The 16184-nt window shown below is 44.2% G+C and carries 12 protein-coding genes; 11 read left to right on the plus strand and 1 reads right to left on the minus strand.

The genetic code is table 11. The annotated features are described in order from the left end of the window. Positions 1-5: 5 nt before the first annotated feature. The 10 genes from nusG (at position 6) to CIK93_RS05325 (ending at position 13870) form a co-directional block, all read left to right on the plus strand. The gene (nusG, locus tag CIK93_RS05275) at positions 6-551 is read left to right on the plus strand and encodes a transcription termination/antitermination protein NusG (RefSeq protein ID WP_094434376.1); all 546 of its coding nucleotides are present in this window, start codon (positions 6-8) and stop codon (positions 549-551) included. 96 nt (positions 552-647) lie between these two features. Continuing rightward, positions 648-1088, plus strand: a complete 441-nt coding sequence (gene rplK, locus CIK93_RS05280) for a 50S ribosomal protein L11 (RefSeq protein WP_094391132.1) — start codon at positions 648-650, stop codon at positions 1086-1088. Between the two features lie 21 nt (positions 1089-1109). After that, positions 1110-1802, plus strand: a complete 693-nt coding sequence (gene rplA / locus CIK93_RS05285) for a 50S ribosomal protein L1 (RefSeq protein ID WP_094391133.1) — start codon at positions 1110-1112, stop codon at positions 1800-1802. A gap of 19 nt (positions 1803-1821) precedes the next feature. Beyond that, entirely contained in the window at positions 1822-2337 is a 516-nt protein-coding gene (gene rplJ, locus CIK93_RS05290) for a 50S ribosomal protein L10 (RefSeq protein WP_094434378.1), read from the plus strand. A gap of 50 nt (positions 2338-2387) precedes the next feature. Continuing rightward, complete coding sequence (rplL, locus tag CIK93_RS05295; protein ID WP_094391135.1) at positions 2388-2768, plus strand: 50S ribosomal protein L7/L12; 381 nt, start codon at positions 2388-2390, stop codon at positions 2766-2768. Positions 2769-2899: 131 nt separating this feature from the next. Continuing rightward, positions 2900-6712, plus strand: a complete 3813-nt coding sequence (gene rpoB / locus CIK93_RS05300) for a DNA-directed RNA polymerase subunit beta (protein ID WP_094434380.1) — start codon at positions 2900-2902, stop codon at positions 6710-6712. 46 nt (positions 6713-6758) lie between these two features. Continuing rightward, positions 6759-11087: a DNA-directed RNA polymerase subunit beta' gene (rpoC, locus tag CIK93_RS05305; RefSeq protein WP_094446788.1), complete on the plus strand. Its 4329-nt coding sequence runs from the start codon at positions 6759-6761 to the stop codon at positions 11085-11087. A gap of 354 nt (positions 11088-11441) precedes the next feature. After that, positions 11442-11954 (plus strand): nitroreductase family protein, encoded by a 513-nt coding sequence (locus CIK93_RS05310; RefSeq protein ID WP_094391138.1) that lies wholly within the window; start codon positions 11442-11444, stop codon positions 11952-11954. Positions 11955-12967: 1013 nt separating this feature from the next. After that, complete coding sequence (locus tag CIK93_RS05320; protein ID WP_094446790.1) at positions 12968-13225, plus strand: hypothetical protein; 258 nt, start codon at positions 12968-12970, stop codon at positions 13223-13225. A gap of 27 nt (positions 13226-13252) precedes the next feature. Continuing rightward, on the plus strand, positions 13253-13870 hold the full coding sequence (locus tag CIK93_RS05325) for a fimbrillin family protein (RefSeq protein ID WP_256387575.1): 618 nt from the start codon (positions 13253-13255) through the stop codon (positions 13868-13870). Positions 13871-14373: 503 nt separating this feature from the next. On the opposite strand, the gene CIK93_RS05330 is transcribed toward CIK93_RS05325, so the two are convergent. Then, on the minus strand, positions 14374-15024 hold the full coding sequence (locus CIK93_RS05330) for a hemolysin III family protein (RefSeq protein ID WP_094446792.1): 651 nt from the start codon (positions 15022-15024) through the stop codon (positions 14374-14376). Between the two features lie 681 nt (positions 15025-15705). On the opposite strand from CIK93_RS05330, the gene rpsL reads away from it, so the two are divergent. Next, positions 15706-16086, plus strand: coding sequence for a 30S ribosomal protein S12 (gene rpsL / locus CIK93_RS05335; protein ID WP_094391143.1), 381 nt, complete (start codon positions 15706-15708; stop codon positions 16084-16086). The last annotated feature ends 98 nt before the right edge of the window (positions 16087-16184 follow it).

Raw genomic sequence — 16184 nt, forward strand, 5'->3', positions numbered from 1 at the left:
TAAAGATGTCTGAGTCAGGAATGAATTGGTACGTCCTGCGTGCTGTAAGTGGAAAAGAAGGCAAAGTAAAAGAGTTCATCGAAGCTGCTAAGAAGCATAACGATGTGCTCAATGCTTCCGTTGGGGAAATCCTTCTGCCTACAGAGAAATATGCAATGATGCGCAATGGTAAGCGTGTTATTAAAGAAAAACTTTTCCTTCCGGGGTATGTCCTTATTCAGGCCCGCCTGCAAGGTGAAGTGGCACACATGCTTCGTTTCATTCCCAATGTACTTGGTTTTCTTGGTGGTTTGGATCACCCTGAAGTGGTGAGACAGGCCGATATCAACAGAATACTTGGTACAGCAGAGGAATCTTCCATTGAAAATACTGATGTTGCCATCCCATACAATGTGGATGATACTGTAAAGGTCATCGATGGTCCTTTCAGCGGATTCAGTGGTGTCATTGAAGAAGTTAACGCAGACAAACGCAAGTTGAAGGTAATGGTGAAGATCTTTGGAAGAAAAACACCACTCGAACTTGCATTCACACAAGTAGAGAAAGAATAGGACATAAGTTACGGTATGTCCACTTCGTATATACGGTTGTTAGAGGCTTCCACTCTGATGGCTTATATAACAAAATTAAAATAATTACAAACAGAAATGGCTAAAGAAGTTGCTGGATTAATCAAATTACAGATTAAAGGTGGCGCTGCGAATCCTTCTCCCCCCGTAGGTCCTGCTTTGGGTTCTAAGGGTATTAATATCATGGGATTCTGCAAAGAGTTCAACGCCAGAACCCAGGATAAGGCTGGTAAGGTTTTGCCAGTTGTTATCACTTACTATGCAGACAAGTCATTTAGCTTCGTGATCAAGACTCCTCCCGCTGCTATCCAGCTCTTGGAGGCTGCCAAGATCAAGGGAGGTTCTGCTCAGCCTAACCGTAAGAAGGTTGCTGCTGTTACTTGGGAACAGGTACGCGCAATCGCTGAGGACAAGATGAGCGACTTGAACTGTTTTACCATTGAGTCAGCTATGAAGCTGATCGCTGGTACAGCAAGAAGTATGGGTATCACTGTAAAAGGGGACTTCCCTGGTAAATAACAAATAACTTCAATTTGAACAATGAGTAAACTGACAAAAAATCAAAAGTTGGTAGCTGGTAAGGTTGAAGCAGGGAAGGCATACTCTTTGAAAGAGGCCGCAGAGCTGGTGAAGGAAATTACCACCACTAAGTTCGAGGCATCTCTCGATATCGACGTACGCTTGGGCGTAGATCCTCGTAAAGCCAATCAGATGGTTCGTGGCGTTGTTTCGCTGCCGAACGGTACTGGTAAGGTGACACGAGTTCTGGCTCTCTGTACTCCCGATCAGGAAGCTGCCGCTAAGGAAGCTGGAGCTGACTACGTTGGTCTTGATGAGTATATCAACAAGATCAAAGCTGGTTGGACTGATGTTGATGTTATCATCACAATGCCTTCTTGCATGGGTAAACTTGGTCCTCTCGGCCGTATCCTCGGCCCACGTGGATTGATGCCTAACCCAAAGAGTGGTACTGTGACTATGGACGTTGCTAAGGCAGTTAAGGAAGTTAAGCAGGGTAAGATCGACTTTAAGGTTGACAAGGCAGGTATCGTGCACACGTCAATCGGTAAGGTTACATTCACTGCTGATCAAATTTTCGAGAACGCAAAAGAGTTCATTCAGACTATCATTAAGTTGAAGCCTGCTGCTGCCAAGGGTACATACATTAAGAGTATCTTTATCTCAAGCACTATGAGTGCAGGTATTAAGGTAGATCCTAAATCAGTTGAATAACTCGTAAAAGTTTAGTAAAATGAAAAAGGAAGTAAAAGATACTATTATTGTAGAACTCGGAGAATACCTCAAAAAGTATCCTCATTTCTATCTCGTTGACGTAACTGGACTGAACGCTGAAAAAACAAGCGATCTTCGTCGCAAGTGCTTTAAGAGCGAGATTAAAATGGTGGTTGTGAAGAATAAGTTGCTTCACAAGGCTTTCGAGGCTTCTGAGATTGATTTCGAGCCATTGTATGGTTGCTTGAAAGGAAATACTGCGCTCCTCTTCTGTGAGACTGCTAATGTTCCTGCAAAGTTGCTGAAAGAGTACAAGAAGGAAGGTATTCCTGCTTTCAAGGCTGCATACGCTGAAGAAGGTTTCTTCGTAGGTGCAGACAAACTCGAAGAACTGGTTTCTATCAAGAGCAAGAACGAACTTATCGCCGATGTTATGGCTTTGCTGCAGTCACCTATCAAGACTGTTGTATCTGGTCTCAACGCTGGTGGTAAAATCCATGGCCTGCTAGACGCTATCGCTGAGCGTAATAAATAAGCGAAACGTATAACAAATAACATTTAAAAACATTAAAAAATTAGAATAAAATGGCAGATATTAAAGCTATTGCTGAAGAGTTGGTAAACCTCTCAGTTAAAGAAGTACAAGAGTTGGCAACTGTCCTGAAGGACGAGTATGGAATTGAGCCCGCCGCTGCAGCTGTTGCAGTTGCTGCTGGTCCCGCCGCTGCAGGTGGTGCTGAGGCTGCTGAAGAGAAGACTTCTTTCGACGTAGTTCTGAAAGAAGTAGGCGCTAACAAGCTCCAGGTTGTTAAGGCTGTTAAGGAAGCTTGTGGTCTCGGTCTGAAGGAAGCTAAGGATCTCGTTGACGGTGCTCCTGCTACTCTGAAAGAGGGCATGGCAAAGGACGAGGCTGAGAACCTGAAGAAGACTATCGAAGGTGCAGGTGCCGTAGTTGAGCTGAAATAATTTAGCACAACAATAAAGAATTGGTTAAGGACTTCCCAGTCGGAGGTTCTTAACCTTTTTGTGTCTTACAAGTAAAGTTCTAGAAATTTCTAGAACACTCTATATTTCTAGAACATCACACATTATAATATATGGCTTCAAAAGTAGTAAACAACAGAGTAAACTTTGGCAGCGTCAAGAATCCGTTACCATATCCGGATTTCCTCGATGTGCAATTAAAGTCATTCAAAGATTTCCTGCAGCTGGATACTCCACCTGAGGAACGCAAGAATGACGGTTTGTATAAGGTGTTTTCAGAGAACTTCCCTATCACCGACACACGTAATAATTTCGTTCTTGAGTTCCTGGATTACTATATTGATCCCCCGCGTTATACCATCGACGAATGTCTGGAACGTGGATTGACATATAGCGTACCCTTGAAAGCTAAACTGAAACTTTATTGTACAGACCCCGATCATGAGGATTTCAGTACTGTGATTCAGGACGTATTCCTTGGTCCTATTCCCTATATGACCGATAATGGTACGTTTGTTATCAATGGCGCTGAGCGCGTAGTAGTTTCGCAGTTGCATCGTTCTCCTGGTGTGTTCTTCGGACAGAGCGTTCATGCCAATGGTACTTTGCTTTATAGTGCCCGTATCATTCCGTTCAAGGGTTCTTGGATTGAGTTTGCTACTGATATTAATAGTGTGATGTATGCTTACATCGACCGTAAGAAGAAATTGCCTGTTACTACCTTGCTGCGTGCAATCGGTTTCGAGAATGATAAGGACATCCTTGAGATTTTCGACCTGGCTGAAGAGGTGAAGGTTAACAAAACTTCTCTGAAGAAGGTTATCGGTCGTAAGCTTGCAGCTCGTGTGTTGAAGAGCTGGAACGAGGACTTTGTTGATGAAGATACAGGTGAAGTAGTATCTATCGAGCGTAACGAAGTGATGATGGAGCGTGAGACCGAAATCACAGAAGATAACGTTGCTGAGATTCTTGAGTGTGGTGCACAGACCATTCTCGTTCATAAAAATGAGAATCAGGCTCAGGATTTCTCTATCATCTTCAATACTTTGCAGAAGGACCCCAGTAACTCAGAAAAAGAAGCTATTCTGTATATTTATCGCCAGTTGCGTAATGCAGATCCTCAGGATGATGCATCTGCACGTGAGGTGATTCAGAACTTGTTCTTCTCAGACAAACGTTATGACTTGGGTGATGTGGGTCGTTACCGTATCAACAAGAAACTTGGTCTTGATACTGACATGTCTGTACGTGTACTGACTAAGGAGGATATTATCGAGATTATAAAGTATCTGATTCAGTTGATCAACTCAAAGGCTACTGTCGATGATATTGACCACCTCTCAAACCGTCGTGTTCGCACTGTTGGTGAGCAGTTGGGCAATCAGTTCTCTGTAGGTCTTGCTCGTATGAGTCGTACTATTCGTGAGCGTATGAATGTTCGTGACAATGAGGTGTTCACTCCTATAGATTTGATCAATGCCAAGACTATTTCGAGTGTCATCAACTCGTTCTTTGGTACTAACCCATTGTCGCAGTTTATGGACCAGACTAACCCATTGGCAGAGGTAACCCACAAACGTCGTCTTTCTGCCCTTGGTCCTGGTGGTCTGTCTCGTGAGCGTGCTGGATTCGAGGTACGTGACGTACACTATACTCACTATGGTCGTCTATGTCCTATCGAAAGTCCTGAAGGACCTAACATCGGACTTATTTCTTCATTGTGTGTATATGCTAAGATTAATGAGCTTGGCTTCATCGAAACTCCATATCGTAAGGTAGAAAATGGTGTGGCCAACCTCAAAAATGATGAAATACTATATCTGACTGCTGAGGAAGAAGAAAACCACGTAATCGGTCAAGGTAATGCACCGCTGAACGACGACGGAACATTCATTCGTGAAGTAGTGAAATGTCGTCAAGATGCGGACTTCCCTGTTGTTCCACCAACAGAAGTTGACTTGATTGACGTTTCTCCACAGCAGATTGCATCTATTGCGGCTTCGCTTATTCCTTTCTTGGAGCATGACGATGCTCACCGTGCACTGATGGGATCGAACATGATGCGTCAGGCCGTACCTTTGCTTCATAACGAGGCTCCTATCGTTGGTACTGGTATTGAGAAGCAGGTATGTGAGGACAGCCGCACCATGGTTACTGCAGAAGGCGAGGGTGTAATTGATTATGTTGATGCAACTACTATTCGTGTGCTCTATGATCGCACAGAGGATGAGGAGTTCGTTAGTTTCGAACCAGCCCTTAAGGAATACCGTATTCCGAAGTTCCGTCGTACCAACCAGAACATGACTATTGACCTTCGTCCTATTTGTGACAAGGGACAGCGTGTGAAGAAGGGCGACATCCTTACGGAAGGATATGCTACCGAGAACGGTGAACTGGCTCTTGGCCGCAACCTGCTCGTTGCCTATATGCCTTGGAAGGGTTACAACTATGAGGATGCTATCGTATTGAACGAGCGTATTGTTCGTGAGGACGTACTGACCTCTGTACACGTTGATGAATACTCTCTTGATGTACGCGAAACTAAGCGTGGTGCTGAAGAGTTCACTTCTGATATTCCCAATGTTAGTGAAGAAGCTACTAAGGATCTCGATGAGAATGGTATCATCCGTGTTGGTGCCCGTGTAGAACCAGGTGACATCTTGATTGGTAAGATTTCACCAAAGGGTGAGAGCGATCCTTCACCTGAAGAAAAATTGCTGCGTGCCATCTTCGGTGACAAGGCTGGTGATGTGAAAGACTCTTCACTGAAGGCTAATCCTTCATTGACAGGTGTTGTTATCGACAAGAAACTCTTTACCCGTGCTACTAAGACTCGTCAGGACAAACAGCAGGACAAGGTTAAGCTTGCAAAAATTGATGAAGAGCACAATGCCAAGATAGAAGATCTGAAGGATATTCTTGTAGAGAAACTTCTGGTATTGACAGATGGTAAAGTTTCACAAGGTGTGAAAGACTATACTGGTGCCGAAATCATTTCTAAGGGTAGTAAGTTTACTATGACCAACCTGAAGAACCTGGAGTATGGTGATGTACAGGTGAGCAACTGGACCGAGGATGATCACAACAACAAGATGATCGCTCAGTTGATCACCAACTTTATGAAGAAGTACAAACTCCTTGATGCAGAGATGAAGCGTAAGAAGTTTGCCATTACCATCGGTGATGAACTGCCTTCAGGAATCCTGCAGATGGGTAAGGTGTATGTTGCCAAGAAACGTAAGATAGGTGTCGGTGATAAACTCGCCGGACGTCACGGTAATAAGGGTATTGTGTCTAAGGTAGTTCGCCAGGAAGATATGCCGTTCTTGGAGGATGGTCGTCCAGTTGACTTGGTACTTAACCCACTGGGTGTGCCTTCTCGTATGAACCTTGGACAGATTTTTGAGGCTATCCTTGGTGCAGCAGGTAAACGTCTCGGTGTGAAGTTTGCTACTCCAATCTTCGATGGTGCAAAACTTGACGACCTCGCAGAATGGACCGACAAAGCAGGTCTGCCACGCCTCTGCTCAACACATCTGTATGATGGTGAGACTGGTGAGCGATTTGACCAGCCTGCTACTATCGGTATCACATACTTCCTCAAACTCGGCCACATGGTAGAAGACAAGATGCACGCCCGTTCTATCGGTCCGTACAGTCTCATCACTCAGCAACCTCTTGGAGGTAAGGCACAGTTCGGTGGTCAGCGTTTTGGAGAAATGGAGGTCTGGGCATTGGAAGCCTTCGGAGCCAGTCATGTGCTTCAGGAGATCCTTACCATCAAGTCAGACGACGTGGTTGGACGCAGCAAGGCCTACGAGGCTATTGTCAAGGGCGATCCCATGCCAACTCCCGACATCCCCGAATCGCTCAATGTATTGTTGCATGAGTTGAAGGGTCTTGGTCTAAGTATCAAGATGGATTAATCTGTGAGTTAACGAACAAAGAACAAAGTATATTAAGTATTGAAATATGGCTTTCAAGAAAGAATCAAAGATAAAGAGTAATTTTACCAAGATTACCATCGGTCTGGCTTCACCAGAGGAGATCCTTGAGAACTCCTGCGGTGAGGTGACCAAGCCTGAGACCATCAACTATCGCACCTATAAGCCTGAGCGCGACGGTCTGTTCTGCGAGCGCATCTTCGGTCCTACAAAGGACTATGAGTGTGCCTGCGGTAAGTATAAGCGCATTCGCTATAAGGGTATTGTTTGTGACCGATGCGGAGTAGAGGTGACTGAGAAGAAGGTTCGCCGTGAACGTGCTGGTCATATCGAGTTGGTAGTTCCGGTTGCCCATATTTGGTATTTCCGCAGCTTGCCTAATAAGATTGGTTATCTGTTGGGGCTGCCTACAAAGAAACTCGACTCTATCATCTACTACGAGCGATATGTTGTCATCCAGCCTGGTGTTATGGCTGGCCGTCAGGATGCAGAAGGAAATGCAGCAGTAGGTTCGAATATGTACGACCTGCTCACAGAAGATGAGTATAACGATATCATCGAGAACCAGATTTCTATCGAGAACAACTATCTCGATGATAGCGATCCCAATAAGTTTATTGCCAAGATGGGTGCAGAGGCTATCTATGACCTTCTCGTCCGTCTTGACCTCGACTCTCTGTCGTATGAACTGCGTGACCGTGCCAACAGCGACTCGTCTATGCAGCGCAAGAATGAGGCTTTGAAGCGTCTGCAGGTTGTTGAAGCTTTCCGCAATAGTGTAGAGAAGGGCATCAACCGTCCTGAGTGGATGATAATGAAAATTATCCCTGTAACTCCTCCTGAGTTGCGTCCACTCGTTCCACTGGATGGTGGTCGTTTCGCTACTTCCGACCTCAACGACCTATATCGTCGTGTCATCATTCGTAACAATCGTTTGAAGCGACTGATGGAAATTAAGGCTCCTGAGGTTATTCTGCGCAATGAGAAGCGTATGTTGCAGGAGGCTGTTGACTCTCTCTTCGACAACAGTCGTAAGTCTTCAGCTGTGAAGAGTGAGAGCAATCGTCCGCTCAAGTCTCTTAGCGATTCGCTGAAAGGTAAGCAAGGACGTTTCCGTCAGAACTTGCTCGGTAAACGTGTTGACTATTCTGCGCGTTCTGTAATCGTAGTAGGTCCTGAATTGAAGATGGGTGAGTGTGGTCTTCCTAAGTTGATGGCTGCCGAGCTCTATAAGCCATTCATCATCCGCAAGCTCATTGAGCGTGGAATTGTAAAGACTGTGAAGTCTGCCAAGAAGATTGTTGACCGTCGTGAACCGGTAATTTGGGATATCCTTGAGAATGTAATGAAAGGACATCCTGTGTTGCTCAACCGTGCGCCAACACTTCACCGTCTCGGTATTCAGGCCTTCCAACCCAAACTGATTGAGGGTAAGGCTATTCAGCTTCACCCATTGGCATGTACTGCATTTAACGCCGACTTTGATGGTGACCAGATGGCTGTCCATCTCCCATTGAGCAATGAGGCCGTGCTTGAAGCACAGATTCTGATGCTTCAGAGCCACAATATCCTGAACCCTGCCAATGGAGCTCCTATCACCGTACCTTCACAGGATATGGTGCTCGGTCTTTATTATATTTCTAAGATCCGTCCAGGTGCCAAGGGTGAAGGCTTGACTTTCTATGGTCCAGAAGAGGCTATCATTGCATACAACGAAGGTCGTTGTGACCTCCACGCTCAAGTGAAGGTTATGGTTGATGACCGTATTGATGGCAAACCTGTCCGCCATTTGGTGGAGACTTCTGTTGGTCGTGTTATCGTAAACGGTATCATTCCTGAAGAGGTTGGCTTTGTCAACAAGATCGTGTCTAAGAAGTCACTTCGCGATATCATTGCTGATGTGATTAAGAATGTAGGTTTTGCTGAAGCCTGTGAGTTCCTTGATGGTATCAAGAACCTTGGTTATCGTATGGCTTATGAGGCAGGACTTTCGTTCAACCTTGACGATATCATTATTCCGGAATCTAAGAAGGACCTTGTAGCTAAGGGTAATGAGGAAATCCGTCAAATTACCGAGAACTATAACATGGGTTTCATTACCGACAACGAACGTTATAATCAGGTAATTGATACCTGGACACATATCAATAACGACCTTGGTAATGTGCTGATGAAGGAAATGACAGAGGCCGACCAGGGTTTCAATGCCGTATTCATGATGCTCGACTCTGGAGCCCGTGGTAGTAAAGACCAGATTCGTCAGCTTTCAGGTATGCGTGGTCTGATGGCCAAACCGCAGAAAGCTGGTGCTGAGGGTGCACAGATTATTGAGAACCCAATTCTGTCGAACTTTAAGGAAGGTATGTCAGTGCTGGAGTACTTCATCTCTACCCATGGTGCACGTAAGGGTCTTGCCGATACCGCTATGAAAACAGCCGACGCCGGTTATCTGACACGTCGTCTGGTTGACGTTTCCCATGATGTGATCATCAATGAGGAAGACTGTGGTACACTGCGCGGACTCGTTTGCACTGCATTGAAGAATGGTGATGAAGTCATTTCAACTCTCTATGAGCGTATTATCGGTCGTGTATCTGTTCATGATATTATTCATCCTTCAACCGGAGAACTTATCGTTGCTGCCGGTGAGGAAATAACTGAGCCAATTGCACAGGCTATTGAAGATTCGCCCATTGAGAGTGTTGAAATCCGTTCTGTGCTTACTTGTGAGTCGAAGCATGGTGTCTGCATGAAGTGTTACGGACGCAACCTTGCCACACGTCGTATGGTACAGAAGGGTGAGGCTGTCGGTGTGATTGCTGCTCAGGCTATTGGTGAACCAGGTACACAGCTTACTCTTCGTACGTTCCACGCCGGCGGTGTGGCTGCCAATGCTGCTGCCAATGCCAGCATCGTGGTGAAAAACGACTCTCGTATCGAATTTGAGGAAGTACGTACCGTACCATTTGATGAAGATGGTCGCGAATGTGAGATGGTTGTCAGCCGTCTGGGTGAAGTACGTTTCGTAGATCCCAATACCAATATCGTTCTTTCTTCGATGAACGTACCTTACGGTTCTTCTCTCTATTTCAAGCATGGAGCTTTGGTTAAGAAGGGCGACAAACTTGCACAGTGGGATCCGTTTAACGCCGTCATCGTTTCTGAATACGCAGGAACCTTGAAGTTCCACGATGTAATTGAAGGTATTACTTACCGTGCCGAGACCGACGAAACCACAGGTCTTACTGAAAAGATTGTCACCGAGTCGAAAGACAAGTCTAAGGTACCTACCTGTGATATTATTGACGCTAACGGTGAGGTTGCTGGAACATACAACTTCCCTGTGGGTGGTCACGTAGTAGTTGAAGATGGTCAGACTATTAAAACGGGTGAGACCCTCGTTAAGATTCCTCGTGCAGCTGCCAAGGGTGGTGACATTACGGGTGGTCTGCCTCGAGTAACAGAGTTGTTCGAGGCACGTAACCCAAGTAACCCAGCCATTGTATCTGAAATTGATGGTGAGGTAACCATGGGTAAGGTGAAGCGCGGTAACCGTGAAATCATCGTTACATCAAAGACTGGTGAGCAGCGCAAGTATCTCGTATCGTTGTCTAAGCAGATTCTGGTACAGGAACACGATGCCGTACGTGCAGGAACTCCGCTGTCAGATGGTGTTATTACTCCAGCAGACATCCTTGCTATCAAGGGTCCCACGGCTGTACAGGAATATATCGTGAATGAAGTACAGGATGTGTATCGTCTGCAGGGTGTGAAGATTAACGATAAGCACTTCGAGATTATCGTACGCCAGATGATGCGTAAGGTACAGATCAACGATCCAGGCGATACCTCATTCCTTGAGCAGGAGATTGTTGATAAACTCGACTTTGCAGAAGAGAACGATCGTATCTGGGGCAAGAAAGTTGTTGTAGATGCTGGTGACTCAGAGAACCTTCAGAAAGGTCAAATTGTTACCGCACGCAAACTGCGCGACGAGAACTCAATGCTGAAGCGTCGCGACCTTAAATTGGTTCAGGTACGTGATGCTGTTGCTGCTACCTCTACCCAGATTCTGCAGGGTATCACCCGTGCCGCTCTTCAGACCAAGTCGTTCATGTCGGCTGCATCGTTCCAGGAAACCACTAAGGTGCTCAACGAAGCTGCTATCCGTGGTAAGGTTGATTACCTTGAGGGCATGAAGGAGAATGTGATTACTGGTCACTTGATTCCAGCCGGAACTGGTCTTCGCGAATTTGAAAAGATTATCGTAGGCTCGAAAGAAGAGTATGAGCGCATGCAAGCTAATAAGAAAAATGTGCTTGACTTTGCCAACGAACCTGCAATGGACGAGAAATAATTCTCGCTCCTGACTAATATATCAAAGTGCTGCTATTGTCTGAAAGGACGGTAGCAGCGTTTTTTTGTATGTTATTTCTATATAGGCATGTTATTTCTATATAGGCATGTTATTTCTATATAGGCATCATGCTTAGTTGGATTTGGCTTCTCTGCAAAGTTCCTTTCAATTTGGTCCTGTCGATAGCATTGTTATCCCTTCGGATCATTCCTGGGTATTGAGTAAACTATTAAGAACGCATACATGATGCCTACTATAAATACTTGAATTATTCCTTTGTTATTAGCACGATTATTCGTAAATTCGCACATGAAAACTAATTCATGAAATGTTAAAAGTATAAATGAATTGAATATGGAGAATATGTTAAACTTGTGCCGAGAACGTTTCTCGGTTCGTAAATTTACTTCCGAGACAGTATCTCATGAGGATTTAGAATATGTGATGGAATGTGTGCGTATGGCCCCATCTGCTGTCAATAAACAGCCTTGGCATTGGATCGCGGTGAGGAGCGACGAAGGCAAAAGCAAGTTGCAGGAGTGTTATGATCGTGAATGGTTCAAGACTGCTCCGATGTATATTATCGGCATGAAGAATGTTGAGGAAAACTGGGTTCGCAAGTATGATGGTAAACCACATGGTGACGTTGATGTTGCCATTGCTGCAGAGCATTTATGTCTGGCTGCTACAGAGCGTGGACTTGGTACATGTTGGGTGTGCAATTATGATACAGATAAGATGCAACAATATTTTGGTCGTGACGGTTTTGAAGTTGTGGTGGTAGTTCCTATAGGACATGTTGCTCCTGACTGTCCGAAAGCGGAGAAAAAGCGCAAGCCATTAACGGATATTATGGATGTGATATAAAAATATCTGGTTTATCTGGGAAATGGAGTAATCAAATCAATATAGAACAAAACAAAACTGCTGAACATTTTTGTATATTTGAACAACCACAAACGAATATATGATAATGGACAGCAGTTTTCTTTTGTCATGCATGGGCTTTATAGTCTTGAACGTATAAAAAGACTTGTATAGTAGGTAGCCTCATATCAATCCAGAATTTGAGTTTTCGGAAATAAATCGAACATCGAACACTTGTCATGCCGTAATCTGTTGTATGATAGCGGTTTTAGATGGTGTTCGGCGTTCGTATTTTGAGGTTTTCCGAACACCAATCGAACACCAAAGAACACCCGCAAAACCTTCATGTCAACATTCCTATCATCTAAATGCAAGTTAATCAAAAGTGCGCTTTTATTATAAATAAGGTATAGCCCGATATTTTGCCAAAGCATTTCAATATTAGGCAAAAGTATTGCCCAACGTTTGGCAAGAGTGTTTTCAACGTTTGTTAAAGGTATTATCCAATGTTTGGCAAGAGTGTTTTCAACGTTTGATAAAGGTGTTATCCAACGTTTGATAAAAGTGTTATCCGACGTTTGATAAAGGTGTTATCCAACGTTTGATAAAAGTGTTATCCAACGTTTGGCAAGGTGTTGATAAATATCAAGCCGTTCATCATCAAGCAGGAACAACCAATTTCTCCAGAGATGCGATGGCTTACCAACAGATGATAGAAGGGTGGTCGATAATGCCGTTATAAGATTTTCGACCACCCACTTAATCGTATATCTTACAATGTGTTATCCCATATCGGTGGTCGATGGTCGATTATTTGCTACGTCGCGTGTGCGTGCATACGTGTGTGCGCACGCATACCTTATTATATGGATGTTATACCAAATATCATTTCATGGATGTATAATTTGTGGATAAAGAAAATAATGTATAACCTTGCATCCGGAAACGCTTATGTATTGGTGAAATGAGAAGAAATCAAAGAAAAAGTAGAATCTAACTCTTATTATTTTTATATGAAACAAAAATTAAACTGTTGCAAATTTGTTGCCATGCTCTTGGCTTTTACCGCCATCTCCTGCTCTGAGATCGATGGGTTGCAGAACAACGGTATGTCTGACAAGAAGATTTGCTTTACTGCTATGTTGCAGAAAGGATGGAACGAAGGTGAAAAAACTCGTGGGGCTGTGTCTGAGCCGGCAGCACTTGCCCAAGAGCAGATGGTGCTAGAGGCAGAAGACCAACTCGACACCCTCTCTATCGCATGCTATTGAAGCAGACAATGAAGAATTGAGGGGTTAATTACCCTCCCCTGTACACAAACCCGTTGCGCATTCAATGATGCCGCTGAGGTAGGGGATTTCGGCGTGAGTGCCGTTTACACCAAAGGTTCTACTATTTCTTCCTTGTATCATGATCAGCAAGTCACCAAGAGCGGTAACAACTGGTTTACCGCAGGCAACGAGATGTGGCCTACCGAAGGATCTCTGTCGTTTTATGCTTATGCACTTTATCAGCGTGCCGCCTTGTCTTATATATCTACAGCTGCTGATTTCGCCAAGAATAAAGTCATCCGCTACGTGGCAGATACGGATATAGACCATCACCCCGATTTTATTGTAGCCAAAAACGAAGCTATTGCTTATAACATTTCTACTGCCAGCAAACCTGTGGAGCTTGCTTTCAGCCATGCCCTTACTGCCCTTACCTTTGCCGTAGATGCAGAAATGATACCAGGAAAGGCGAAACGTATCACTATAAAAGGAGTGAATGGACAGGTTGACTATGATTTTGCTCCCATTCTCGTTAGGTTTGAACGGTTCCTCGTCGTGTCTTCGATAGTTTCTTGTTCGACTCTCGATCCTCTTTCGTTCGGTCTTCGACATATCCTCGTTCGGTTCTCGATCGGTCTTCGATAGACTAACGAATGACGAATGAGAAGCAATCGTGTGTTAAGCGAAAAAGCATGGTTCTTCTGTTGTATCCAGTTGGGGGCGTTGGAAGTGATGCCTGTTAATATAATTGCGTTGTTTTATATTGTACGATAAATGGCTTGTTGCAAAGGTATCTTTTTGTTTTGGAAATCATCCTTAGGTACGGTTGCAAAGATACAACATCACATAATCCAAATGTCCGTCCTTGTCCGTCTTTGAGATTATTTTTAGGTTCTATTAACTTTTCTACGGATTTTTTATAAGTTCTGCGCATTGAATAGCAAAACGCTTTTGATAAAGATCAGTAGTCAATCAATAAGTTGCCATATCGTTTATTGATAACAATCCTTAACCGGTTGTCTGATGGTCTGTGAGTATCATTTATCGCAGTTTGCAATCTTTAGTTCTTTATAATGCAATTCTGTTGGTGCAGGTATTGATGGCTTTATGGGAGTATATATAATGAAAATGGTCTTTTCTGCTTGACGTTAGAGATATTCCATCAGTACGTCCCATACGGCGATGATGTGGCAGATGCTGCCAGCTAAGACGAAGAAGTGGAAAACGCTGTGCATATATCGTTTCTTGTTGAGCGAATAGAATACTGCACCGGTAATATAGGCTACTCCTTCAGCAATAATCCATGCCACAGCAGCAGTAGATACGGAGTCGATCAATGGCTTGAATGCCACAAGAACAGAAAGGCCCATGCCTACGAAACAAAATGTCTCAAGATTAGAATGCTCCTTGAGCTTGATGAAACTGATGGCGGTGCCGACTATGGCACAAAGCCACACAAAGGTGAACAGCGACCATCCCCAGTAGCCTTGGCTGCGTAGCGCAATAAGTGTAAGAGGGGAGTAGCTGCCTGCTATGTGCCAGTAGATGGCAGCGTGGTCCCATTTGCGCAACCGTTCTTTCCACTTTGAATGTCTGGGGAGTGCATGGTATGCTGTGGATGCCATATATGATCCTAACATGCCAAAGAGATAGAGACACACGCCGAGGCGTGCCCAAGGGTTGTCACCTTTGAATACCATGACGAGAAACACAATGCCGAACGCCAAGCCTAATAGTATGCCGCCAGCGTGTGACCATGTGTTCCAAAGTTCTTCTTTATGTGTGTATCTTATAGCCATCGTTTGCAAAGATACGAAATATTTTTGGTTTATTAGGAAAATGAAGTGATAAAGTCTGAATAATAATATTTTGTTTCGTATATATTATATGGATCGCATGCTTCTATACGCGCGTACATTATATTATCGTGATATTATCGTGTATTCATTTGATAGAGTTTGAACTTACCTAAGGTTTACGTTGGACTTGCTTGGGACTTGCTTGGGACTTGCTTGGGACTTGCTTTGTACGTCTTCAGAAGTTTCGTGTGTAGAAAAGTAGTGACGACCCGAATGCATCCCGAATGCATCCCGAAGCCCGATGACGCTTGTGCGAGAAAAGGCGGTAAGGATTTCCTTCTTGTGCGAGATTGGCAAGTGCGGCTTGCTTTACTTGGAATGATGTGAGGACTGTGTTGCTGTGGGCGGAAACAGATTTGTGGTTGAGTTGACAAAAGCTTGCTGATGAGTTATGGTAATCCTCTCTTTCTCTGTTTTTATAGAACTTTTATCTGTTAAATATTGCAAAAACACTTATAAAATGTTAAATAATAAAAATGCAGGTGGTATTTGTCTCTTATATATTAGGTAGTTAGGCAAAAAGTTAGTACCTTTGCACCCCAAAAGCGCCTAATATCAATGGGGTAGCTATGTCAAGTTGAGTAATAACAAACAATATAATAAATTAAAAAACAAACAATTATGCCTACAATTTCACAATTGGTAAGAAAAGGCAGAAAGGTGCTCGTTGAGAAGAGCAAATCTCCCGCTTTGGATTCATGTCCTCAGCGTCGTGGAGTTTGCGTTCGTGTATATACAACGACTCCTAAGAAGCCTAATTCGGCTATGCGTAAGGTAGCCCGTGTACGTCTGACAAACCAGAAAGAGGTAAACTCTTACATTCCTGGAGAAGGACACAACTTGCAGGAGCACTCAATCGTTCTCGTTCGCGGTGGACGTGTGAAGGACCTTCCTGGTGTACGTTATCACATCGTTCGTGGTACTCTTGATACCGCAGGTGTTGCAAGCCGTACACAGCGTCGTTCTAAGTATGGTGCTAAGCGTCCTAAGGCCAAGAAATAATAGCCGGTGAGGGTTATTTGGCTCGAAAAATCAAAAGTAAAACGTTTTGCTGGAGAATTGTTATAGACAGGTTGAGTAAATGCTCATGTGAGAGCGTT

The organism is Prevotella sp. P3-92 (genome assembly GCF_002251205.1).
Lineage (GTDB): Bacteria > Bacteroidota > Bacteroidia > Bacteroidales > Bacteroidaceae > Prevotella.

Bases quoted from the DNA above. Each gene is read 5' to 3' on its own strand.
- rpsL (WP_094391143.1), top strand. From the start codon at position 15,706: ATGCCTACAATTTCACAATTGGTAAGAAAAGGCAGAAAGGTGCTCGTT.
- nusG (WP_094434376.1), top strand. From the start codon at position 6: ATGTCTGAGTCAGGAATGAATTGGTACGTCCTGCGTGCTGTAAGTGGA.
- rplA (WP_094391133.1), top strand. From the start codon at position 1,110: ATGAGTAAACTGACAAAAAATCAAAAGTTGGTAGCTGGTAAGGTTGAA.
- rpoB (WP_094434380.1), top strand. From the start codon at position 2,900: ATGGCTTCAAAAGTAGTAAACAACAGAGTAAACTTTGGCAGCGTCAAG.
- rplK (WP_094391132.1), top strand. From the start codon at position 648: ATGGCTAAAGAAGTTGCTGGATTAATCAAATTACAGATTAAAGGTGGC.
- CIK93_RS05330 (WP_094446792.1), bottom strand. From the start codon at position 15,024: ATGGCTATAAGATACACACATAAAGAAGAACTTTGGAACACATGGTCA.
- rplJ (WP_094434378.1), top strand. From the start codon at position 1,822: ATGAAAAAGGAAGTAAAAGATACTATTATTGTAGAACTCGGAGAATAC.
- rpoC (WP_094446788.1), top strand. From the start codon at position 6,759: ATGGCTTTCAAGAAAGAATCAAAGATAAAGAGTAATTTTACCAAGATT.
- CIK93_RS05320 (WP_094446790.1), top strand. From the start codon at position 12,968: ATGAAACAAAAATTAAACTGTTGCAAATTTGTTGCCATGCTCTTGGCT.
- rplL (WP_094391135.1), top strand. From the start codon at position 2,388: ATGGCAGATATTAAAGCTATTGCTGAAGAGTTGGTAAACCTCTCAGTT.
- CIK93_RS05310 (WP_094391138.1), top strand. From the start codon at position 11,442: ATGGAGAATATGTTAAACTTGTGCCGAGAACGTTTCTCGGTTCGTAAA.